At 62.6% G+C, this 21,604-nt stretch carries 21 protein-coding genes and 1 other RNA gene; 9 read left to right on the forward strand and 13 right to left on the reverse strand.

The features are described 5' to 3' along the window. Nucleotides 1-2: 2 nt before the first annotated feature. On the reverse strand, nucleotides 3-515 hold the full coding sequence (ruvC, locus tag LPJGGPFB_RS30095; protein WP_053249697.1) for a crossover junction endodeoxyribonuclease RuvC: 513 nt from the start codon (nucleotides 513-515) through the stop codon (nucleotides 3-5). A gap of 171 nt (nucleotides 516-686) precedes the next feature. Between ruvC and LPJGGPFB_RS30100 the strand changes: the two genes are divergently transcribed. Then, nucleotides 687-1,688: an LLM class flavin-dependent oxidoreductase gene (locus tag LPJGGPFB_RS30100; protein ID WP_173423598.1), complete on the forward strand. Its 1,002-nt coding sequence runs from the start codon at nucleotides 687-689 to the stop codon at nucleotides 1,686-1,688. Nucleotides 1,689-1,692: 4 nt separating this feature from the next. Here LPJGGPFB_RS30100 and LPJGGPFB_RS30105 read toward each other — a convergent pair whose 3' ends face one another. The 8 genes from LPJGGPFB_RS30105 to LPJGGPFB_RS30140 all read right to left on the reverse strand — a co-directional run bounded on the left by LPJGGPFB_RS30105 (nucleotide 1,693) and on the right by LPJGGPFB_RS30140 (nucleotide 11,251). Further along, nucleotides 1,693-2,373, reverse strand: coding sequence for an HAD hydrolase-like protein (locus LPJGGPFB_RS30105; protein ID WP_234903145.1), 681 nt, complete (start codon nucleotides 2,371-2,373; stop codon nucleotides 1,693-1,695). Nucleotides 2,374-2,515: 142 nt separating this feature from the next. Next, complete coding sequence (locus LPJGGPFB_RS30110; protein ID WP_173423599.1) at nucleotides 2,516-3,262, reverse strand: YebC/PmpR family DNA-binding transcriptional regulator; 747 nt, start codon at nucleotides 3,260-3,262, stop codon at nucleotides 2,516-2,518. A gap of 86 nt (nucleotides 3,263-3,348) precedes the next feature. Beyond that, nucleotides 3,349-3,858: a DUF6636 domain-containing protein gene (locus tag LPJGGPFB_RS30115; RefSeq protein WP_234903146.1), complete on the reverse strand. Its 510-nt coding sequence runs from the start codon at nucleotides 3,856-3,858 to the stop codon at nucleotides 3,349-3,351. Nucleotides 3,859-3,874: 16 nt separating this feature from the next. Next, nucleotides 3,875-4,711 carry an MBL fold metallo-hydrolase gene (locus LPJGGPFB_RS30120; RefSeq protein ID WP_173423600.1) on the reverse strand — a complete coding sequence of 279 codons (837 nt, stop codon included), beginning with the start codon at nucleotides 4,709-4,711 and terminating at the stop codon, nucleotides 3,875-3,877. Nucleotides 4,712-5,010: 299 nt separating this feature from the next. Beyond that, a complete protein-coding gene (locus tag LPJGGPFB_RS30125) occupies nucleotides 5,011-8,190 on the reverse strand; it encodes an efflux RND transporter permease subunit (RefSeq protein WP_173423601.1) in 3,180 nt (1,059 codons plus the stop codon). After that, nucleotides 8,187-9,341, reverse strand: coding sequence for an efflux RND transporter periplasmic adaptor subunit (locus tag LPJGGPFB_RS30130; protein ID WP_173423602.1), 1,155 nt, complete (start codon nucleotides 9,339-9,341; stop codon nucleotides 8,187-8,189). The genes LPJGGPFB_RS30125 and LPJGGPFB_RS30130 overlap by 4 nt, the downstream gene beginning before the upstream one ends. A gap of 403 nt (nucleotides 9,342-9,744) precedes the next feature. Next, nucleotides 9,745-10,569, reverse strand: a complete 825-nt coding sequence (locus tag LPJGGPFB_RS30135; protein ID WP_173423603.1) for a TIGR00282 family metallophosphoesterase — start codon at nucleotides 10,567-10,569, stop codon at nucleotides 9,745-9,747. Between the two features lie 109 nt (nucleotides 10,570-10,678). Then, nucleotides 10,679-11,251, reverse strand: a complete 573-nt coding sequence (locus LPJGGPFB_RS30140) for a 5-formyltetrahydrofolate cyclo-ligase (protein WP_173423604.1) — start codon at nucleotides 11,249-11,251, stop codon at nucleotides 10,679-10,681. A 399-nt stretch (nucleotides 11,252-11,650) separates the two neighbouring features. On the opposite strand from LPJGGPFB_RS30140, the gene LPJGGPFB_RS30145 reads away from it, so the two are divergent. Continuing rightward, nucleotides 11,651-11,809 carry a hypothetical protein gene (locus tag LPJGGPFB_RS30145; protein ID WP_234903147.1) on the forward strand — a complete coding sequence of 53 codons (159 nt, stop codon included), beginning with the start codon at nucleotides 11,651-11,653 and terminating at the stop codon, nucleotides 11,807-11,809. On the opposite strand, the gene LPJGGPFB_RS30150 is transcribed toward LPJGGPFB_RS30145, so the two are convergent. Further along, nucleotides 11,804-12,058 carry a hypothetical protein gene (locus LPJGGPFB_RS30150; protein ID WP_173423605.1) on the reverse strand — a complete coding sequence of 85 codons (255 nt, stop codon included), beginning with the start codon at nucleotides 12,056-12,058 and terminating at the stop codon, nucleotides 11,804-11,806. The genes LPJGGPFB_RS30145 and LPJGGPFB_RS30150 overlap by 6 nt on opposite strands. Before the next feature lie 96 nt (nucleotides 12,059-12,154). On the opposite strand from LPJGGPFB_RS30150, the gene LPJGGPFB_RS30155 reads away from it, so the two are divergent. Then, nucleotides 12,155-13,030 carry a LysR family transcriptional regulator gene (locus tag LPJGGPFB_RS30155; RefSeq protein WP_234903148.1) on the forward strand — a complete coding sequence of 292 codons (876 nt, stop codon included), beginning with the start codon at nucleotides 12,155-12,157 and terminating at the stop codon, nucleotides 13,028-13,030. 24 nt (nucleotides 13,031-13,054) lie between these two features. Here the strand turns inward: LPJGGPFB_RS30155 and ssrS are convergent. The 3 genes from ssrS to LPJGGPFB_RS30170 all read right to left on the reverse strand — a co-directional run bounded on the left by ssrS (nucleotide 13,055) and on the right by LPJGGPFB_RS30170 (nucleotide 13,927). Further along, nucleotides 13,055-13,213: non-coding RNA, 6S RNA (ssrS, locus tag LPJGGPFB_RS30160), on the reverse strand. Between the two features lie 55 nt (nucleotides 13,214-13,268). Then, entirely contained in the window at nucleotides 13,269-13,646 is a 378-nt protein-coding gene (locus tag LPJGGPFB_RS30165) for a cell division protein ZapA (RefSeq protein WP_173423606.1), read from the reverse strand. A gap of 11 nt (nucleotides 13,647-13,657) precedes the next feature. Then, nucleotides 13,658-13,927 (reverse strand): DUF4164 domain-containing protein, encoded by a 270-nt coding sequence (locus LPJGGPFB_RS30170; RefSeq protein ID WP_053249644.1) that lies wholly within the window; start codon nucleotides 13,925-13,927, stop codon nucleotides 13,658-13,660. Nucleotides 13,928-14,263: 336 nt separating this feature from the next. Between LPJGGPFB_RS30170 and tkt the strand changes: the two genes are divergently transcribed. The 6 genes from tkt to LPJGGPFB_RS30200 all read left to right on the forward strand — a co-directional run bounded on the left by tkt (nucleotide 14,264) and on the right by LPJGGPFB_RS30200 (nucleotide 21,530). Then, on the forward strand, nucleotides 14,264-16,246 hold the full coding sequence (tkt, locus tag LPJGGPFB_RS30175; protein ID WP_173423607.1) for a transketolase: 1,983 nt from the start codon (nucleotides 14,264-14,266) through the stop codon (nucleotides 16,244-16,246). Between the two features lie 75 nt (nucleotides 16,247-16,321). Continuing rightward, on the forward strand, nucleotides 16,322-17,332 hold the full coding sequence (gene gap, locus LPJGGPFB_RS30180; protein ID WP_077500685.1) for a type I glyceraldehyde-3-phosphate dehydrogenase: 1,011 nt from the start codon (nucleotides 16,322-16,324) through the stop codon (nucleotides 17,330-17,332). A 5-nt stretch (nucleotides 17,333-17,337) separates the two neighbouring features. Further along, nucleotides 17,338-17,928: a putative glycolipid-binding domain-containing protein gene (locus LPJGGPFB_RS30185; RefSeq protein ID WP_173423608.1), complete on the forward strand. Its 591-nt coding sequence runs from the start codon at nucleotides 17,338-17,340 to the stop codon at nucleotides 17,926-17,928. Further along, nucleotides 17,928-19,127 carry a phosphoglycerate kinase gene (locus LPJGGPFB_RS30190; RefSeq protein ID WP_173423609.1) on the forward strand — a complete coding sequence of 400 codons (1,200 nt, stop codon included), beginning with the start codon at nucleotides 17,928-17,930 and terminating at the stop codon, nucleotides 19,125-19,127. Before LPJGGPFB_RS30185 ends, LPJGGPFB_RS30190 begins: the two co-directional genes overlap by 1 nt. 241 nt (nucleotides 19,128-19,368) lie before the next feature. Beyond that, a complete protein-coding gene (locus LPJGGPFB_RS30195; RefSeq protein ID WP_173423610.1) occupies nucleotides 19,369-20,394 on the forward strand; it encodes a class I fructose-bisphosphate aldolase in 1,026 nt (341 codons plus the stop codon). Between the two features lie 200 nt (nucleotides 20,395-20,594). Beyond that, on the forward strand, nucleotides 20,595-21,530 hold the full coding sequence (locus tag LPJGGPFB_RS30200; protein ID WP_210264657.1) for a PhzF family phenazine biosynthesis protein: 936 nt from the start codon (nucleotides 20,595-20,597) through the stop codon (nucleotides 21,528-21,530). Nucleotides 21,531-21,604 lie beyond the last annotated feature (74 nt).

Here is a 21,604-nt window from a genome sequence, read left to right on the forward strand (position 1 = left end):
AACTACCCCATCAGGGCCGCAAGCCGGCTGGTCACCGACAAGCGGTTGTGCGCGTGGCAGATGGCGATCGCCAGCGCGTCGGCAGCGTCGTTGCCCTTGAACTCGGCCTTCGGCATCAGGACCTTCAGCATCATGTGGATCTGCTGCTTCTCGCCATGACCGACACCGATCACGGCCTTCTTGACGGCGTTCGGCGCGTATTCAGCAACCCTCAGGCCCGCACGTGCCGGCACCAGCATGGCGATGCCGCGGGCCTGGCCGAGCTTCAGCGTCGCCGTCGCGTCCTTGTTGACGAAGGTCTGCTCCACCGCCGCCTCGTGCGGCTGATAGCTGTGCACGACTTCGGCAAGGCCGTCATGCAGCTGGCAGAGCCGCGAGGCGAGATCCATGTCTCCGTCCGACGTCACCGTGCCGGAAGCAACGAAGCGCAGCGAATTGCCGAGCGTCTCGATGATGCCCCAGCCGGTACGGCGAAGGCCCGGATCGATGCCGATGATGCGAATCGTGGTCTGCATGAATTTCACCCTATGCTGCGTGTCGGGACGCTGCCAGCAAAAAGTGAACAAAACAAAAACATCCACATGAGGGGAGTGCCCCGGCGGGAAATCTCGACCAGCGCCCTTGGATTGAGGAATTTTGACCTTACATAGGCATTCAATCAATTTTGCTCAACAAAGGCCTTGCTCATGGCGTCGTTCTCCGTCCTCGATCTCTCCCCGATCACCGAAGGCGGCAGTGTCGCCCAATCGCTGGAAAACTCCAGGCTCCTGGCGCAGGCGGCCGAAGAAAACGGCTACAAACGCTTCTGGCTCGCCGAACACCACGGCATGAAGGGCATCGCCAGCGCTGCGACCTCCATCGTCATTTCCCATGTGGCGGCCGGCACGAAGACGATCCGCGTCGGCTCCGGCGGCATCATGCTGCCGAACCATTCGCCGCTGGTGATTGCCGAGCAGTTCGGAACGCTCGCAGCGCTCTACCCCGGCCGCATCGATCTCGGCCTCGGGCGTGCACCCGGCACCGACATGCGCACCGCCCAGGCGCTCCGGCGCAACATGGAGGCGAGCGCCAACAATTTCCCCAACGACGTCGTCGAGCTGCAGGCACTGCTTGGGCCCGTCGGCGACAATCAGGCGATAATCGCGGTTCCGGGCGCCGACACCAATGTTCCGATCTGGCTGCTCGGTTCGAGCCACTACAGCGCGCACCTCGCCGGCATGCTCGGCCTGCCCTTCGCCTTTGCCTCGCATTTCGCGCCCGACATGCTGCTGTCGGCGCTCGAGATCTACCGCGAACGCTTCACGCCGTCCGAAACGCTCAACAAGCCACACGTGATGGTCGGCGTCATGGGCGTGGCAGCGGAGACCGACGAGGAGGCGAACTACCTCTTCACCTCGATGCAGCAATCCTTCGTCGCCCTTCGACGCAACGCCCGCGGCCGGTTCCCCGCACCCGTCGCGTCGATGGATGGCTTGTGGAGTTCGGATGAGAAGATCTTCGTTGACCACGCGATGTCCTATGCCATCGTCGGCGGCCCTGAAACCATCCGCCGGAAGATCGGGACATTCCTCGACCAGACGAAGGCGGACGAACTGATCATCTCCATGCCGATTTTCGACATGGCGGCGCGGCTCAAATCGCTGCGGCTCTTCGCCGAGGCGCAGCAGCAGCTTTCAAAAGCCGCGTAACCTTTCAGCCCTTCGCGGCCCGAAAGGCCGGCAGGATCTCGTCCATGCGATCGAAGAAACGATCCGGTCCGAGCGATCTCAGAAACGCCGGGTCGGCATAGCCCCAGCCGACGGCGCCGGCGGAGATGCGTGCCTTGCGGGCGGCCTCGATGTCGCGGGCCTCGTCACCGATCGCAAGAACGTGCAGCGGGTCGATGCCGGCGAACCTGACGACCCGCTTGAAATGCTGCGCCTTGCCGAACAACGTCGCGCCGCACTCAAAAAGGTCTACGGCAGTAGCGGTCTCACCCAGCGCCGTGCGAATGGCCGCTTCGCCATTGGAGCTGACAACCGCGATACCGATGCCGGCCGCCTTCAATCCCGTCAACATGTCCGACACGCCGGGGAAAAGCCGGGTAGACGGCGCTTGGGCTGCCATCTCCTGACGCATGAACGTCGCGATCCGCGGCAGCTTCCACATTGGCACGCGCATATGGGCGATGATCTCGCGGCTGCTCATGGCGCGCAGCCCCTTGAACTCCTCCAGGGAGAGTTGGCGGAAGCCGAAGCGCGTGGCCGCGATGTTGCTCGCCGCCATGAACCCCTCCGCGGTATCGGCGAGCGTGCCATCGAAATCGAAGATCGCGAATTCATACGTCATCGGTGACATCCCGTCGGCGATATCCAAAGAAAAACCCGCGCCCAACAGGACACGGGTAGATCGCACCATCCACAGCGCCCGCGCCCTTCGGACGCGCAAAGGTCGCTGCGGCGGTCTGCATTGCCGCATGTTTTAGCCCTTGGACCGGATAGGATTTAAGGGAACATGCGGGACAGATAGAAGAGTATCAGGCCGAAAGCTTCGCCATGACCTCGTCGGAGACTTCGAAGTTCGAGTAGACGTTCTGGACGTCATCGTCGTCTTCGAGGATGTCGATGAGCTTCATCAGCGACTGCGCCTTTTCCTCGTCCACCGGCACGGTGTTCTGGGCCTTCCAGATCGCCTTGACGGTTTCGGCTTCGCCGAGCGTGTCTTCGAGCGCCTTGGAGACTTCACCGATCGCTTCGAAACCGCAGATGATCGTGTGGCCTTCCTCGTCGGTGGTCACGTCGTCGGCACCGGCTTCGATGGCCGCATCCATGACCTTGTCGGCTGTGCCGACCGAAAGCTTGTAGGTGATCTCGCCGACGCGGTCGAACGAGAAGGAAACCGAGCCGGTTTCACCGAGTGCGCCGCCGGCCTTGGTGAAGGTCGAGCGGACGTTGGAGGCGGTGCGGTTGCGGTTGTCGGTCAGCGCCTCGACGATAACGGCGACGCCGCCCGGGCCGTAACCTTCGTAACGCACTTCTTCGTAGTTTTCGGAATCGCCGCCGGAGGCCTTCTTGATGGCGCGCTCGATGTTGTCCTTCGGCATCGACTGCGCCTTGGCGTTCTGGATCGCCAGACGCAGGCGCGCGTTCATCGAAGCGTCGGGCATACCGGTCTTCGCCGCAACCGTGATTTCGCGCGCGAGCTTGGAAAACATTTTCGAGCGCACCGCATCCTGACGGCCCTTGCGGTGCATGATGTTCTTGAACTGTGAATGGCCAGCCATGGCACCCTCTGCATGCATGAATTTGAATGGAATGGGGCGCCTTATAGTTTTATTGCCGCTTTCCGTCCAGCAGGGGGCGTTTCTTTTCAGTTGGCGGAGATGCTGGCGCGGCTGAGAACGAAGGCATGGCCGTCGTCGCGACGGCAGGAAAGGCCCGTCCGTTCCGAGGTGCAGGAATAAGGTCCGCCCGACCACGTCGCGCCGTATTCGAGCACCGGCGCGGCGGAACAGCAGCTGGGATCGCCGACCTCGCGATTGATCGTTGCAGCACCCGACCGTCCAAGTGTTGCCCTGACGTAGCGCGGCGCGATGATATCGCAGGATAATTCCGGCCCGCCGTCGACAGGCTGATAGGTCGCCGTACCGCCGGCCGGCGTATAGATGCAGCCGATATTGCCGGATGGCATCACGAACTCTTCCTGCTCGGCGGCGGGTATTGCCGTTGCTTGTGGCGAAGATTGGGGCATGGCTTGGGGCTGTTGCGTGTCGGGCGGTGGCAAACGCGGCGGCGGCGCGCCGCCGGCGAGAGCCGTGGTTGCCTCGGCCACGATCGAAAGAAACACAAATGCAACGACGCCGACCACTGACAACTTCATTGGGCAATCCCGATGTTCAGACGCCCTGGAGAATATAAATCAGCGGTTTGCTTGGCAAGGAACGCAACGAGACTTTGACGCTCGCCCCTGTCGCAAAGCTCTTGTCGAAATCGTCGCCGAACATGTCGAGGAAGGCGTTGATCGGCGGACCGCGCCGATGCATCGGCAGGATCAGCGCTGCACGCAGCCGCGACACGACGCGGCTCATGCTTTCGGCGCCCATGGTCAGCCCGCCGTCGACCGGCACCATCAGGACGTCGAGCCTGCCGATCTGCCGGTAATGGCTGTCATCAAGCTCGTGATGCAGATGACCGAGATGGCCGATGCACAGGCCCGCCACCTCGAAGATGAAAATGGAATTGCCATCGTGCTCCATCGTCATCGCGCCGGAGCGGATGTCCGTTGTGACGTTGCGGATATAGGCATCGCCGACGACGACATCGTGCCGCGCCGGCTCGCCGTCATCACCCCAGCCATGCAGCACTGTGCGGATCGCCGGATCCGGTGTCAGCGTGTAGTGGCTGGAATGGGCCTTGTTCATCGTCGCCACCGTCGGCGGCGCTTCCGGGCGGAACCAGCCGTTGTAATCGGTGGCGATAGAGACACCGCCCGGTGTCTCGATCAGAAAGGTCGAGTGGCCGAGATAGCTGATCGTCACCTCGCCGGCGGCGGTCTGTCCCGTCGTGGCAGCGGCCGGCGTGAAACTGGCAAAGGTCGCCTTGGGCAAGGTCTCGGCGATCGCCTGGCATTGGCTCACCTGCGCGGGCGCGGCCTGCGCATGCGCGACCGAGGGCCAGAAGGCATGCAGAAGCCAGATGGCGGCAAAAGTGTAGGCAAGGTAGCGGAGCATCATCCTTCACCTTTCACACCTCGCACGCATGACCTGAGCCCAAGAGCAATCCGACTTGAGTACAGATCGTGCGGCCGTTTGACGGTACCGGCAGCGAACGGTCCCCTTTCGAGAAACGCCGCCATCACGGGCGAGAGGAGGATTGTTCAAGCACGCCGTTACGTCCAGCCGCAATGGGCGAGCGGGCGCTCACGTTTGCGTCATTGTGCTGGCATTGCGAACAGTACCGGCAGGCCCGTTCACAACCAAACGCCCCGGCGCTTCCGCCGGGGCGTTAAATCACAGACAGCGATGCGTTCGTGTCACTCGGCGGGCGTCGTCAACGGCTCGCTCGCTGCAACAGGCTTGCGCCGGCGCAAAGAGCGAAGCGCAACGTAGAAGACCGGCGTCAGGAACAGGCCGAGGAAGGTTACGCCCAGCATGCCGGAGAACACCGCGGTTCCGAGCGACTGGCGCATTTCGGCACCGGGGCCGGTGGCGATCATCAGCGGCACGACGCCGAGGATGAAGGCGAAGGCGGTCATCAGGATCGGCCGCAGGCGCAACTGGCTGGCCTCGACCGCCGCCTCGATCGGCGTCTTGCCCTCATCTTCGCCCTGGCGGGCGAACTCGACGATCAGGATCGCGTTCTTCGCCGCAAGTCCGATCAACACGATCAGCCCGATCTGGGTCAGCACGTTGTTATCGAGCCCGCGGATAAACACCCCGACGAGCGCTGAGAGCACGCCGAGCGGCACGATCAGGATGATCGCCAGCGGCAGGACCCAGCTTTCATACTGCGCCGCCAGCGCCAGGAACACGAAGACGACCGACAGTGCGAAGATGAAGACCGCGGTGTTGCCGGTCTGGCGTTCCTGGAAGGCGAGCTCCGTCCACTCGAAAGTCGTTCCCTGCGGCAAGATCTGGGCAGCGAGCGCCTCCATCTTGTCGAGGGCCGTGCCGGTAGAAACGCCGGGCGCAGGGTTGCCCTGTATCGGCACCGATACGTACATGTTGTAGCGCTGCACGAGGGCGGGACCCGCCGTGTCGCGGATCTCCACCAGCGTGCCCATCGGCACCAGGGCGCCAGTGGCCGAGCGGACTTTCAGCGCCAGAATATCGTCCCGCTCCAGACGATATTGCTGGTCGGCCTGCGCCCTCACCTGGTAGACACGGCCGAAGGCGTTGAAGTCGTTGACATAGGATGTGCCGAGGTTGATCGACAGTGCCTCGAAGATGTTCGGGATCGGCACGTTCAAGGTCCTCGCCTTGTCGCGGTCGATCGCCAGGAAGTATTGCGGGCTCGACGCCGAGAACGTGGTGAAGACCCCGGTCAGCCCCTCGGTCTGATTGGCGGCCCCCATCATCTGGTAGGCAAGCCCCAACACCCGGCGCATGTCGGAACTCTGCCGATCCATGATCTGCATCTTGAAGCCGCCTGAGTTGCCTATGCCACGCACAGACGGCGGCGGAACCGCGATGATGAAGGCCTCCTGGATGCTCTGCAGGCTGCCATAGAGCTGCCCGATGATCTGGTTGGCCCCCTGGCCGTGTTTCAAGCGCTCTTCGAAACTCTCGAAGGAGGCAAAGATCACGCCCGAATTGGAGGCGTTGGTGAAGGTCGCACCGTTGAAGCCGGCAAATGCGACGGCGTTCTTCACGCCGGGCACCTCCTGGATGATCTTCGAGGCGCGCCTGACCACCGCATCGGTACGATCGAGCGAAGCGCCATCCGGAAGCTGGATGACGACGATGGCATAGCCCTGGTCCATGGTCGGCACGAAGCCGCTCGGCACGATCTGCGCCATGTACCAGGTGGCCCCGAGCAGGCCGACGAAGACGATGAGCGCCGCAGCGAGCGCCGTTTTCGTCGAAACCAGCTTGCGCACGATCCAGGCATAGCCTTCGGCCATGCGGTCAAAACCATTGTTGAAGCCGTTGGCCAGCGAGCGGCCAAACCGGGTGAGCGGGTTGCGGCTTTCGTGGTGATTGTTTTCGTGCGGTTTCAACAGGATCGCTGCAAGCGCCGGCGAGAGCGTCAGCGAATTGAAAGCAGAGATCACCGTCGCCACAGAAATCGTGACGGCGAACTGCAGATAGAACTGGCCGGCAATCCCGGGGATGAAGGCCGTTGGGATGAAGACGGCGGTCAACACCAGCGATATCGCGATGACCGCGGCTCCCACTTCATCCATGGTCACGTGCGACGCCTCGCGCGGGGTCATGCCGCGCGCCAGGTTTCGCTCGACGTTCTCGACCACGACGATGGCGTCGTCGACGACGATGCCGATCGCCAGCACCAGGCCGAACAATGTCAGCATGTTGAGCGAGAAGCCGAAGGCATAGAGAAATGCGAAGGTACCAATCAACGACACGGGGATCGCAACGATCGGGATGATCGCCGTGCGCCAGGATTGCAGGAAGACGAGAACCACGAGCGCCACCAGAATGGCGGCTTCGCCGATCGTCTTGTAGACCTCGTTGATCGACTCGGAGATGAACTCTGTCGGATTGTAGACGATCCGGTATTCGAGACCGTCTGGAAAGTCCTTCGAAACGTCCGTCATCACCTTCTGGATCGCGGCGGCCGCGTCCAGCGCGTTGGTGCCCGGCCGCGAGAAGATGCCGAGGGCCACGGCCGGGCTGCCGTCCAGATAGCTGTTGTTGACATATTCGCGGGCACCGAGCTCGATGCGCGCCACGTCCTGCAGCTGCACCAGACGCCCGCTTTCCGTCGCCTTGACGATGACATAGCGGAACTGCCGGGCATCGCTGAAACGGCCGTCGGTCGTGACGGTGTATTGAAATGCGCTGTCGCCCGGTGTCGGCGGCGCGCCGATCGATCCGCCCGAAACCTGGACGTTCTGCTCGCGCAACGCCTGCACGACGTCGCCGGCTGTCATCGAGTAGGCCGAGAGTTTTTCCGGATCGAGCCAGACGCGCAGCGCATATTCGCGCTCGCCGAACAGGATGACGTCGCCGACGCCGTCGAGACGAACCAGCAGATCGCGGATCCGGGTACGGGCATAGTTCGACACGTAAAGCTGGTCGTAGCGCTCATTCGGCGACAACAGATGCACGACCATCATCAGGTCGGGCGAGCTTTTCGCCGTGGTGATGCCGATGCGGCGGACTTCTTCCGGCAGCCGCGGTTCGGCAATGGAGACGCGGTTCTGCACCAGAACCTGGGCCTGATCGAGGTCAGTGCCGAGCTTGAAGGTGATCGTCAGCGCCATCGAGCCGTCGGCGGTCGAATAGGAGGACATGTAGAGCATGTTCTCGACGCCGTTGACTTCCTGCTCCAACGGCGTTGCCACGGTGTTGGCGATGGTCTCGGCGTCAGCGCCCGGATAGGCGGCGCGAACGACGATTGTCGGCGGGGCAATTTCCGGATACTGCGCCACCGGCAGCTGGACGTAGGCGATGCTGCCGACGATCAAGAGCACGATCGAAAGCACCGATGCAAAGATCGGCCGGTCGACGAAAAAGTGCGCAAATCTCATTGAGCCGTCCCCGCTGCTTGAGCTTCGGGAGGCAACTCGACGATCTCGGCCTTGACCTTGGTGCCGGGTCGAGCCCGCATCAGACCGTTGACGACGATGATTTCATCGCCGGTCATGCCGCTGCGGATGACGCGGTAGCCGTGCAGTTTCGGGCCGAGCCGCACCGGTTTGGTGACGACGGTGCCGTCTTCGCGCACCTCGTAGACGATGCGTTCGTTCTGGTCGGCGCCGATAGCTTCATCTGGAATGAGCACCGCCTTATAGGAGTTTGAGCCCTCGAGCTCGGCACGGCCGAACAGGCCCGGCTGCAGCACGAACTTGGGATTGTCGAAGCGGGCGCGCACCCGCATCGTGCCGCTTGCCTGATCCAGCCGGTTTTCTGCGAAATCGAGCTTGCCCTTGAACGGCGCCTCATTGGCATCGGCGATCGTGACCATGACCTCGAGCGAACCACCGCCCTCCTGCAGCGCGCTGCCGCGTTCGCGCGCAACACGCGCGTAGGACAGGAGCCGCCGCTCGTCGACGTCGAAATAGAAGTCAATCGGATCGAGTGAAACGATCGTTGTCAGCACGGTCTGGTCTGCTTGAACGAGATTGCCGGTCGAGATCAGCCGGCGGTCGACGCGGCCGGTGAGCGGTGCTGCGATCGTCGTATAATCGAGATCGAGCCTGGCACGCTCGACCGCGGCTTCCGCCCCGCGCACGCTGGCCTGGGCCGAGAGCAGTTCACGGCGGTGATCGTCAAGGGTGGAGACGGAGAGCGTGCCGGTCCCGGTCAGGGATTCCGTGCGCTTGAACTGGGTCTCGGCAAAGGCGAGAGACGAGCGCGCCGATTCGAGCGCGGCCTCGGCCTGCGACAGCGCGGTGCGGTAAGGGCGCTGGTCGATGACGAAGAGCTTGTCGCCCTTCTTCACCAGGGCGCCGTCGGTGAAGTTCACTTCGTCGAGATACCCCCCGACGCGGGCGCGGATGGCAACTTCGTCGACCGCTTCGAAGCGGCCGATGAACTCATCGCTATCGATCACATCGCGCACAACAGGCTTGGCGGCCGTGACTGTGGGAAGCTGCGCATCCTGCGCCGCCACGTTTGTCGCCGAGAAAAGGGAAATTGAAGCGCCGACAATCATCGGCAAATGCCACTTTGAAAACATGCACGCTCTCCAAATGCACCGACAGCGCCACGCTTCAAACAGAGCGCGGAAAGAACGCTGTCACGCTTGAAACTCGCTGCACAATTGTCTCCGATCGACGCCGATCCAGTCAATTTGCAGTAGAAATAGAGAACGCCCGGCATGGGACATTGGTCGTCCGTATACCTGCGGCGACATTTCGAACCCGCAATCCTGTGCTGCGGATGGTACTTCAATGTGGAAGACTTGCGGACGTCGGCCGCGTCCAAAACGGTGCTGACGCGAGGTTAACCTGCCATCATTTTGCCAGGTTGTCACCTTGAAAAAAATCAATTCCGCGAAGGTGATACGCGTATAATCCCGCGCCTTGATCAGGCGCGGGAGAGAGGATCCGGCAGCGGGAAATCGTCAATCTGACGGTGGTTCAGGCCCAGAAATCCGGGATCGTCTCCGTCAGGCGCGGGCCGAGGCGGAGCGGCGCAATCTTATCGGCAAGGCCGGTGCGGTCGGAAATTTCCACCCCGAGACCGCAGATGGTTGCCGGCCCGGACGCCGCCTCGAAGCGCCCCTTCGGCATCTTCGAAATGAAGCGGTTGAGCGGCTCTTCCTTGTCCATGCCGAGCGAGGAATCGTAGTCGCCGCACATTCCGGCATCACTCATATAGGCGGTGCCGCCATTGAGGATCTGGTGGTCGGCGGTCGGTACATGGGTGTGCGTGCCGACGACGAGGCTCGCCCGGCCATCGACGAAGTGGCCGAAGCACTGCTTCTCGCTGGTCGCTTCCGCATGGAAATCGAAAACGATGGCATCAGCCTGTTCGCCAAGCGGGCAAGCAGCGAGGATCGCCTCGGCCGACTTGAAGGGATCGTCGAGTTCGGGATGCATGAAGACCCGGCCCATCACATTGGCAACGAGCACGCGCGCGCCATTGCGGGCAAAGAACAAGTTCGATCCGCGTCCGGGCGTGCCCGCGGGGTAATTCGCCGGCCTCAGGAACTGGTCGTGCCGCTCGCAGAAGACGACCGCTTCCTTCTGGTCCCAGACATGGTTGCCGGTGGTGACGACATCGGCACCTGCATTGATCGTCTCTAAAAAGATATCCTCGGTGATGCCGAAACCGCCGGCGGCGTTCTCGCCATTGACGATGACGAAATCGAGCTTCAGGTCGCTGACCAGTCCCGGAAGGCGCTCCCAGACCGCCGTGCGGCCTGTCTTGCCAACCATATCTCCCAGAAACAAAAGCCTCATGCCCGTTCAATCCTACCAAGCCAGTTCGAGCAAAAGCGCGTGGCTGTCGAACTTGCGTAAAACAAAGTGATAGTGCGTCGCTGGCAATCCGGGGACCGCCTGGCACACTCTAGAAATGTCGAAAGCCGCTTTCCGTGAGGACGGCGTCTAGCGCGACGTCGTGCGGTTCAGCGGGCACTGATGCCACTTCCTGGCAGTCGAATGCAATCCCGATCAGCTTCGGCAGGTGGCCTTTGTTGCGCAGCTTGTCGATGGCGCGGTCGTAATAGCCGGCGCCGTAACCGATGCGATGGCCGGTAGCATCGAAGGCCGACAGCGGCACCAGCATGATATCCGGGTCGAGCTCCGGCGCGTCCGGTCCGGGTCCCGTCGTTCCGAAACCGGTCTCGATGACAGGCGCGCCGTTGAGCAGTTCGCGAAACACGATGGTCTTCTTGTCCATGATGACAGGCAGGCAAAGCCTTGCGCCGCGCTCCCGAAGACGCGCCAATAGCGGCCTGATGTCCACTTCGGAACGGATCGGCCAGAAACCGGAAACGATATGACCGGGATCGAGCGCAATGACGTCGCCGGCGTGATCGGCCATGGTCAGGCTCGCCTCGATGCGGATCTCCGGCGCCATCGCGTCGCGAAGCGCCAGTCTCTCCCGACGCAGGGCAGCTTTCAGATCCTTTGGTGACATCATTCCCCTCCGACAGACTGCGCGCGAACACTGGACCGGCGCCACATTCTTTTTCCCGAAATGAAACAGGACGCCGTTTTCGGATCGATTCCCGCATCGGCGCCTGTGGCATAGCGCGCTGCGGCCCTTAGCTCGAACCACGTCACCGCCTGTTTTGCAACAGTTTGCGACAGTCGAACGCGACGTTCCCGCAACGGCACAGAGTTAGGGTTCCGTTCATCATGGGCAACGGTTCCGCTTTCGCACATGCAAGGGCGCGTGCAAATACAAACATGATTTCAAATAATTAGCAGGAACTAATGCCCGCGTTCGATGTATGGACGCGCTCCTGCAGGCAGCAGTGGAAAAGCCGACGTCCATGAAGGACCAGATGAACGAACTCGAACCGTTGGAATTGCGTTGCCTGACGCTGGCCGCACGCGTCAGGACATGATGCGCGAGACCGATATTCCCCTCGACCGTATCGACAGGGCCTTGCAGGACGCCATGCGCAAGCTGCATGCGGGCAATCTCGCCGAAGCGATCTTTCGCGCCGCCCGGCTCGATATCATTTCATAGCAGCCAGTGTGAGCGGTAGACCGCATCCCGGCCCGCGAGTTCACGCCAGCCGGCATCCGCCCGAACATCATCGATCCCGGCATCGTGAATAACGAGCCCGGCATCGCGAAGCAGGTGCGGCTTGCCACGCGGGATCGCCGGTTGCGGCTCGACGGAAGCGGCTGCCAACAGCAGTCGACCCGTTGTTAGCAGACGACCGCGCAGCGTGACCTGAAGATCAGAGAAGAAGGCAAGAGCAAGAACGCTCATCGGGACAACCTTGGTGTCTATCGGTTGCGCCTATTGTCCTCGGACCGTTGACATCTGACAAACGAATTGCAAGCATGACTGCCATCAGAAACTCTGATGGTGAAAACAATGTCCGCTCCGCTCGACAGCGATCTCCTGAGAACCTTTCTCGCCGTTGCCGACGCCGGCAACCTGACACGGGCCGCCGACAGCATCGGCCGTACCCAATCCGCCGTCAGCATGCAGTTGAAGAAGCTCGAGGACATGCTCGGCGACCCCTTGTTCGAGCGTCACTCGCGCGGGGTGGTGCCGACAGCGCAGGGCTTGCGTCTCGTAGACAACGCCCGCCGGATCGTGGCCATGCTCGACGACACCGCGGCATCCATGCGCCTGCCGGCCCTCGCCGGCACGGTCAGGATCGGGATTTCCGAGGAATACATCAATTCCACCCTTCCGAAAGCGCTGGGCGCCTTCGCCGCCGTTCACCCCGGCGTCGAGGTGACCGTGCAGCAGGGCGTGTCGATGTCAAACGTCAATGCGCTGGCCGCTGGTGAAATCGACATCGCCGTGGTGTTCGAACCCGGCGGCCCGACGCGCAACGAGGTCCTCATGGTCGATCCCACGGTCTGGGTGACGTCGGACCAGCACGAAGCCCATCAACGCCGCCCGCTGCCGATCGCCACCTATACCTACCTGGCAGGCGGCTGGTGTGACGAGCTTGCGATGAAGGGCCTGAAGAAGCGCCGGATCGAGAGCCGGGTCGCCTATGCCAGCCGCACCAGCAATGGCCTGATCGCCGCCGTCGTCTCCGGCCTTGCCATCGCGCCGCTGTCGCGCAGCGCGATTCCCGCCGGCTGCCGCGAACTGACCGAAGACGACGGCTTCAGCGTCATCGACTTTTCCAACGTCGTGCTGCGCACCCGCCCCGGCCATCGCTCGCAGACGGTCGACGCCATGGCCGACGCCATCCGCAGCGCGTTTGCCACGGGGTGAGGCAGGCATGAAAGAGGGGAAGAGGTGCGATCCACACAACCGATGGATAGTTTACGATCCCGGGTGCCTACAAACGTAGGTGGGCGCCATATGTCCGGACCCACGAGCCCGGCCAGGGACAGCTCCCTTGAGATCGAGTATGGCCCCGGGGATTGTGTGTCCTGTCGGGAAGCGCAGACCGCATCCAATATATAGAGGCGATCCCTGCGTCGCGCCAGAGGCAGCCCGACGAAAGCGCTCAGTTTGTCGAAGAGGTTGCCCGGCCATTGAGCTTGGCCGCGATGGTGTGGATCTGCGAGGTGACTTCGGACAGCGCCGAAGCCAACAGTTCCTCGCTTCTTGCCTGGTCGGAGAGCGCGCCGTCGCGCCCTTGCTTGAGGCTGTCCACTTCGGATTCGAGCGCCTTCAGCCGGCGGTTCACTTCACTGAGTTCGTCCATGACCATAATGCCGGCCATCACGGTCAGCCTGAGATCGCCGATCTCGCCGAACTGGGTCTTCAAATGACCGACATACTGATCGAAGTTCGTGGCCAGTTCGATCAGATGATCTTCCTGTCCCTCTTCGCAGGCCATGCGATAGGCCTTGCCGTCGATCGATACTGTCACCTGCGCCATGTCGCTTAACCTCAGCGGTCGAGCACCGCTCGAATGGTTTCCATCGCCGTCACGAGGCGTCGGGAAACCTCGCGGTTGACCTCTTCAAGCCGGTTTGCCCGGAATTGGGATTGGTCGAGTTCCTGTGCCAGTCGCGACCGGTCCGTATTGACCCGCCGGACCTCGCCCTCGAACTCGCCGAGATCGCGTTCCCTGTCAAAACGGCTATCGATCGCGTTTTCCAGGGACTGAACCGCGTTCTTCAGTTCGTCGATCGCCGCTTTGACCGTCTTTGCCGGCATGTTTTTCGATACCTCGCCCGTGAGGCCGAATCGCCAGGATCCCGTCCGCCGCTTCGGCTCACTCCTTTTTAAACCTATTACGTAAATCTCAACAATGCCAACTACAGCAAAGCATTACGGAAGCTGTGGATGGATTGCATAGCCGGCTCATCCGGCCGCAGCGCAAAAACTGTGCTGCGACGCGATATCACCCCTTGAAAACCATGCTGCCAATGGCCGCGGAAGGCCTGTATTTGTTGACTCGCGCGGCGCAGATGCTATGTGTCTGCCGCTTCTTGCACGGTCTTTGGAGGATAGAGACCGTCCCCTGACCACCGAACTCAAAACGGAACAGTCATGATCTCTCGCGAAAAACACGACCGGATGGCGAATGCGATCCGTTTCCTCTCCATGGACGCCGTCGAGAAGGCAAATTCAGGTCACCCAGGCCTGCCCATGGGTGCGGCTGACATAGCGACAGTCCTCTTCACGCGCTTCCTCAGCTTCGACCCGAAGAACCCCGCCTGGCCGAACCGCGACCGCTTCGTGCTGTCGGCCGGCCACGGCTCGATGCTGCTTTATTCGCTGCTCTATTTGACGGGCTACGAAGACATCTCCATCGAAGAGATCAAGAATTTCCGCCAGCTCGGCGCCCGCACCGCCGGCCACCCGGAATACGGCCACGCGGCCGGTATCGAGACGACCACCGGTCCGCTCGGCCAGGGTATTGCCAATGCCGTCGGCATGGCAATCGCCGAGCGCAAGCTGCGCGACGAGTTCGGTTCCGACCTGATGGAGCACTATACTTATGTGCTCGCCGGTGACGGCTGCCTCATGGAAGGCATCAGCCAGGAAGCGATCTCGCTTGCCGGCCATCTCAAGCTCAACAAGCTGATCGTCTTCTGGGACGACAACAACATCTCGATCGACGGCCCGATCTCGATCGCCGACTCGACCGACCAGCACGCCCGCTTCCGCGCCTCCAACTGGAACACCATTGCCGTCGACGGCCATGATCCGGAAGCAATTGCCGCTGCGATCGAGCAGGCGCAGAAGTCCGACAAGCCGACGATGATCGCGGCTAAGACGACGATCGGCTTCGGCGCACCGAACAAGGCCGGCACGCACAAGGTTCACGGCTCGCCGCTCGGCGCCGAGGAAATCGCCGCCACCCGCAAGGCCCTTGGCTGGGAAGCGGAAGCTTTCGTCGTTCCGTCCGACGTGCTCGACGCCTGGCGCCTCGCCGGCCTGCGTTCGACCAAGGCCCGCAAGGACTGGGACGAGCGCCTGGACAAGAGCGACGCCGAGAAGAAGGCGCAGTTCATTCGCCGCTTCTCCGGTGAACTCGAAGGCCGCCTGTCGTCGGCAATCGACGACTACAAGAAGAAGCTCGCCGAGACCAAGCCGTCGCCGGCAACCCGCAAGGCTTCCGAGGACGCGCTTGAAGTCATCAACGGCGTTCTGGCCGAAACGATCGGCGGCTCGGCCGACCTGACCGGCTCGAACAACACCAAGACCAGCCAGACCAAGTCGATCACCCCGGACGATTTCTCCGGCCGCTACATCCACTGGGGTGTGCGCGAGCACGGCATGGCGGCCGCGATGAACGGCATGGCGCTGCATGGCGGCGTCATCCCCTACTCCGGCGGCTTCCTGATCTTCTCGGACTATTGCCGTCCGTCGATCCGGCTTGCGGCCCTGATGGGCATCCGCGTCATCCACGTGCTGACGCATGATTCCATCGGCCTTGGCGAAGACGGCCCGACCCACCAGCCGGTCGAGCACATGGCGGCGCTGCGCGCCATCCCGAACCTGCTGATGTTCCGTCCGGCCGACGCCACGGAGACGGCCGAGTGCTGGCAGCTGGCGCTTGAAAGCCACAACCGCCCGTCCGGCATCGCGCTCACCCGCCAGAACCTGATGGCCGTGCGCACCGAGTATGAGGAAGAAAACCTCTGCGCCCGCGGCGCCTACGACCTGATCTCGTCAAGCGACGCCAAGGTGACGATCTTCGCCACCGGCTCGGAAGTCGAAATCGCCGTCAAGGCTTGCCAGGCACTGACCGCCAAGGGCATCTCGACCCGCGTCGTCTCGGTTCCCTGCTTCGAACTCTTTGCCGAACAGAGCGAAGACTACCAGCAGGCGATCATCGGCAACTCGCCGGTCAAGATCGCCGTCGAAGCCGGCATCCGCCAGGGCTGGGATCATTTCATCGGTTCGGACGGCACCTTCATCGGCATGTCGTCGTTCGGTGCCTCCGGTCCCTACAAGGAACTCTACAAGCACTTCGGCATCACGCCTGAGGCGGTCATCGCCGCTGCGGAAGCCAAGCTTTCCTGATCAAGCCGCGGGGCGCGCTCGAAAGCGCGCCCCGCTTTTTTCCGACCATGCCATTCAGACAGGGAGAGACCCGATATGACAGTGAAAGTCGCCATTAACGGTTTTGGCCGCATCGGCCGCAACGTGCTGCGCGCCATCGTTGAATCCGGCCGCAAGGATATCGAAGTCGTTGCCATCAACGACCTCGGCCCGGTCGAGACCAACGCGCACCTCCTGCGCTTCGATTCGATCCACGGCCGTTTCCCGGCTGACGTGAAGGTCGAGGGCGATGCGATCATCATCAACGGCGGCAAGCCGATCAAGGTCACCGCGATCCGCAACCCGGCCGAACTGCCGCACAAGGAACTCGGCGTCGACGTCGCGATGGAATGCACCGGCATCTTCACCGCCCGCGACAAGGCTGCCTTGCATCTCGAAGCCGGCGCCAAGCGCGTCATCGTCTCGGCTCCGGCCGAAGGCGCTGACCTCACCGTCGTCTACGGCGTCAACCACGACAAGCTGACGAAGGATCACCTCGTCATCTCCAACGCCTCGTGCACGACCAACTGCCTTGCACCGGTTGCCAAGGTGCTGAACGATGTCATCGGCATCGACCACGGCATGATGACGACGATCCATTCCTACACCAACGACCAGCCGTCGCTCGACCAGATGCACAAGGATCTGTACCGCGCCCGCGCTGCTGCGCTCTCGATGATCCCGACCTCGACCGGTGCCGCCAAGGCCGTTGGCCTCGTCCTGCCGGAACTGAAGGGCAAGCTCGACGGCTTCGCCATGCGCGTTCCGACCCCGAACGTCTCGGTCGTCGACCTCAAGTTCGTCGCCAAGCGCGAAACCACCAAGGAAGAGATCAACGCTGCGATCAAGGCAGCCGCTGACGGCCCGCTCAAGGGCATCCTCGGTTACACGCTCGCTCCGAACGTCTCGATCGACTTCAACCACGACCCGCATTCCTCGGTCTTCCACATGGACCAGACCAAGGTGATGGAAGGCAAGTTCGTGTCGATTCTGACCTGGTACGACAACGAGTGGGGCTTCTCCAACCGCATGTCCGACACTGCGGTTGCGATCAGCAAGCTCATCTAACTCTGATGTTTCGCGCCCTTTCCCAAACGACGGTCCGCTGGCGTCCGCTGGAGGGGGAAGGGCTCGAACATCTGACGCTCACGTCAACAGATACAACCGACGGCGCGGTCATCCGCGCCGTCGGCGTTCTGATCGGCAGCCGCGGTGGCACCCCCTATGGCGTGCGCTACCGGATCGATTGCGATGAGAGATGGCAGGTGCGAAAGCTCATGGTCGACACGACCGATGGCCGGAGCCTGCATCTGCGCTCGGATCGTCCGGGCGAGTGGATGACGGCCAGGGGCCTGGCGCTGCCCGAATTAGACGGCTGCATCGACATCGATCTTGCCGGCACGCCCTTCACCAACACGCTGCCGATCCGCCGCCTCGGTCTTGATCGCAAGGCCGGCACCGTCAGGCTGAAAATGCTCTACGTGCCGTTCGACACGTTCGAGCCTCTTGTGGACGGCCAGCACTACACCTGCCTCGATGATTTCAGGCTCTATCGCTACGAGGCCGAGGACCGCAGCTTTGTCGCGGACCTGTCCGTGGACGAGGACGGCCTCGTCATCGACTACCCCACCCTTTTCCAGAGACTATCACCGGAGACGATCTGATGACTTTCAAGACCCTCGACGACCTGACCGACATTGCCGGCAAGCGCGTGCTTGTCCGTGTCGACCTCAACGTGCCGGTCAAGGACGGCGTGGTCACCGACGCGACCCGCATCGAACGCGTCGCGCCGACGATCCGCGAGCTGTCGGAAAAGGGCGCCAAGGTTATCCTGCTGGCGCATTTCGGCCGCCCGAAGGGCGAGCCGGTCGCCGAGATGTCGCTGAAGACCATTGCACCTGCTGTCGAAGACATTCTCGACCAGCGCGTGCACTTTGCCGCCGACTGCATCGGCGACAAGGCGGCCAACGCCATTGCCGAGATGAACGACGGCGACGTGCTGCTGCTTGAAAACACCCGCTTCCACAAGGGCGAAGAGAAGAACGAGCCCGAGTTCGTCAAGGCGCTTGCCGCCAATGGCGACATCTATGTCAACGACGCCTTCTCGGCCGCCCACCGCGCCCACGCCTCGACCGAGGGCCTCGCCCACCACTTGCCCGCCTATGCCGGCCGCACCATGCAGGCCGAGCTTGAGGCGCTGGAAAAGGGCCTCGGCCAGCCGAAGCGCCCCGTCGTTGCCATCGTCGGCGGCGCCAAGGTCTCGACCAAGATCGATCTGCTGCAGAACCTCGTCAAGAAGGTCGACGCGCTCGTCATCGGCGGTGGCATGGCCAACACCTTCATCGCCGCAAAGGGCATCAATGTCGGCAAGTCGCTGTGCGAACACGATCTTGCCGATACCGCCAAGGCGATCATCGCTGCCGCCGCTGAAGCCGGTTGCGCCATCGTCCTGCCGGAAGACGGCGTTGTCGCCCGCGAGTTCAAGGCCGGCGCTGACAACGAAGTGGTTGATGTGACGGCCATCCCGGCTGACGCGATGATGCTCGACGTCGGCCCGAAGTCGATCGCCGCGGTCAACGACTGGATCTCCAAGGCGGAAACGCTGGTTTGGAACGGCCCGCTCGGCGCCTTCGAAATCGCCCCCTTCGACAAGGCGACGGTCGCCGTTGCCAAGCATGCGGCCGCCCGTACGCGCCAGGGCTCGCTGGTATCGGTCGCCGGCGGCGGCGATACGGTTGCCGCCCTCAACCATGCCGAAGTCACCGAAGATTTCAGCTATGTCTCGACGGCCGGCGGCGCCTTCCTCGAGTGGATGGAAGGCAAGCCGCTGCCGGGCGTCGACATCCTCAAGCAGCAGAACTGAGCCAAGCACTCAGGCGCGCGGTTCACCCGCGCGCCTGAAAGCAGAAAAAACCAAGATATTTCAACCGATTAAAATAATTTAAATCGTTTCAGTCGCTTTTCCTGCCTTTTTCCCGGACAATTTCTCCTGGTTACTCGCGCCCTCGCTTGGGGTGTGGCGGTCGCTTGTGCGCCGTCGGTCCCGAAACTGTTTCAGTGGTCGCCCGATCCGTTGACGATCGGCGCCGTCTAGGGAGAAAAACATGAGCGAAAGACTGGAAGACATTGCCGTTGCCATGGTCGCCAACGGTCGCGGCCTGCTTGCCGCAGACGAGTCCACGGCGACAATCAAGAAGCGCTTCGATGGCATCGGGCTTGAATCGACCGAGACCTCGCGGCGAGACTATCGCGAGATGCTCGTTCGCGCCGACGAGGCGATGCGCAAGTATATTTCCGGCGTCATCCTCTACGAGGAAACCCTGTTCCAGAAGGCGGCTGACGGCACGCCGCTGGTCGACGTCATCCGCGCCGCTGGCTCTATTCCCGGCATCAAGGTCGATGCCGGCGCCAAGCCAATGACCAATTTTCCGGCCGAGACGATCACCGAGGGCCTCGACGGGCTGGCCCAGCGCCTAGCGAAATACCACGAAGCCGGCGCGCGCTTTGCCAAATGGCGCGGCGTGATTGCCATCTCGGACACCTTGCCGAGCCAGGGCGCCATCAGGGCAAATGCCCATGCGCTCGCGCGCTACGCCGCCCTATGCCAGGATGCCGGCATCGTTCCGATCGTCGAGCCCGAAGTGCTGATGGACGGTGCGCCCGGCGACCACTCGATCGACCGGTCCGAGGCCGTGACTGAATGGACGCTGCGGCTCACCTTCGAGGCGCTCGCCGAGATGCGGGTGAAGCTCGAAGGCATGATCCTGAAGCCGAGCATGGTGATCGACGGCAAAAAGGCACGCAAGGCGTCCGTCGCCGAGGTGGCCGAACGCACGATCAAGGTGCTCCGACGCACGGTGCCATCGGCGGTGCCCGGCATCGCATTCCTTTCCGGCGGCCAGACGACGGAAGAGGCAACGGCCCATCTCTCGGCCATAAACGCGACCCACGATCTGCCCTGGAAACTCACCTTCTCCTACGGCCGTGCCCTGCAGCAGGAAGCGCTGTCCGCCTGGAACGGCAAGGCGGAAAACGTCGCCGCCGGCCAGCGTGCCTTCTCGCATCGCGCCGAAATGTGCAGCCTCGCTGCCAAGGGCAGCTGGAAAAAGGACCTTGAGAAGGCCGCCTGAGCGCGCTCGGCAGTCCGTCCAGTTCGGGCACAAGGGGGCCGCTCGTCGGCCCCTTTTTCATGCTGCCCTCGTGGTCCGGAACAGAACTTGTCACCAAGACAAGTTGCCGTCTTTGCCGGCTTCGACACCTGCCTTAAGCCTTTCGCTCCAGGCCATCGGGCGGCACGGATCGCCGCCGTATCAAGTGGAAGCGAGCGCTCATGACGTCTTTTTCACCCGTGCACTCCGTCGACTATGTCACTGTCGACGTCTTCACCGCGGAACGTTTCGCCGGCAACCAGCTCGCGGTCATTCCTGACGCACGAGGTTTGAGCGATCAGCAGATGCAGGCGATCGCCACCGAGTTCGGCTACTCCGAAGTTACCTTCGTGCTGCCGCCGGAAGATCCTGAAAACACCGCACGGGTGCGCATCTTTACGCCGACGATGGAGATCCCCTTCGCCGGGCACCCGAATGTCGGCACCGCCTTCGTGCTTGGCCGGCAGGCGGAGATTTTCGGGCGTGTGCCTGGTGAGCAGCTGCGGTTCGAAGAACGGGCCGGGCTGGTCGAGGTGGCCCTGTCGCGGGAAGACGGCGCGGTGACCGGCGCTCGCATCGTCGTGCCGCGGCCCTTGAGCATCGGACCAACGATCGATGTCGAGACGATCGCTGCCTGCGCCATGGTCCCGCCCGATGCCGTCAGGACGGACAATCACACGCCGGTGCGTGTTTCCGTCGGCTTGCCCTTCGCCGTTGCCGAACTGAAGGATGTCGCTGCCCTGTCGGCGGCACGTCCCAACGTCACCGCATTCGAAGCGGCCAACAAGCGCTACAAGCCGAACGAAGACAGCTTCAGCCTGTTCCTCTATGCCCGCCCGAGTGACAATCCCTGGCGTCTTCGTGCCCGCATGTTCGCGCCGCTCGACAATGTCATCGAAGACCCGGCGACCGGCAGCGCCTCGGCCGCGCTCAGCGCCTATCTCGTCTCGCTTCTGCCCGATGACGCCATCGACGTCGACCTGACGATCGAGCAGGGCGTCGAAATGGGGCGCCGAAGCATCATCGAAGTCAGCGTCAGAAAACGCGGCGGCACTGTCGGCAGGACCAGCATCGCTGGCGCCTGCGTGACAGCGATGCTTGGTTCCATCGCACTTTAGCCAGCAGCAAGACTGGCGATCAGCGGCGCGAGCCAACCCTCCCGCGCTGATCGCAGAATTCGATTGACATATAA

It is taken from the genome of Ensifer adhaerens (assembly GCF_013283195.1).
GTDB classification, from domain to species: Bacteria; Pseudomonadota; Alphaproteobacteria; order Rhizobiales; family Rhizobiaceae; genus Ensifer; species Ensifer adhaerens_G.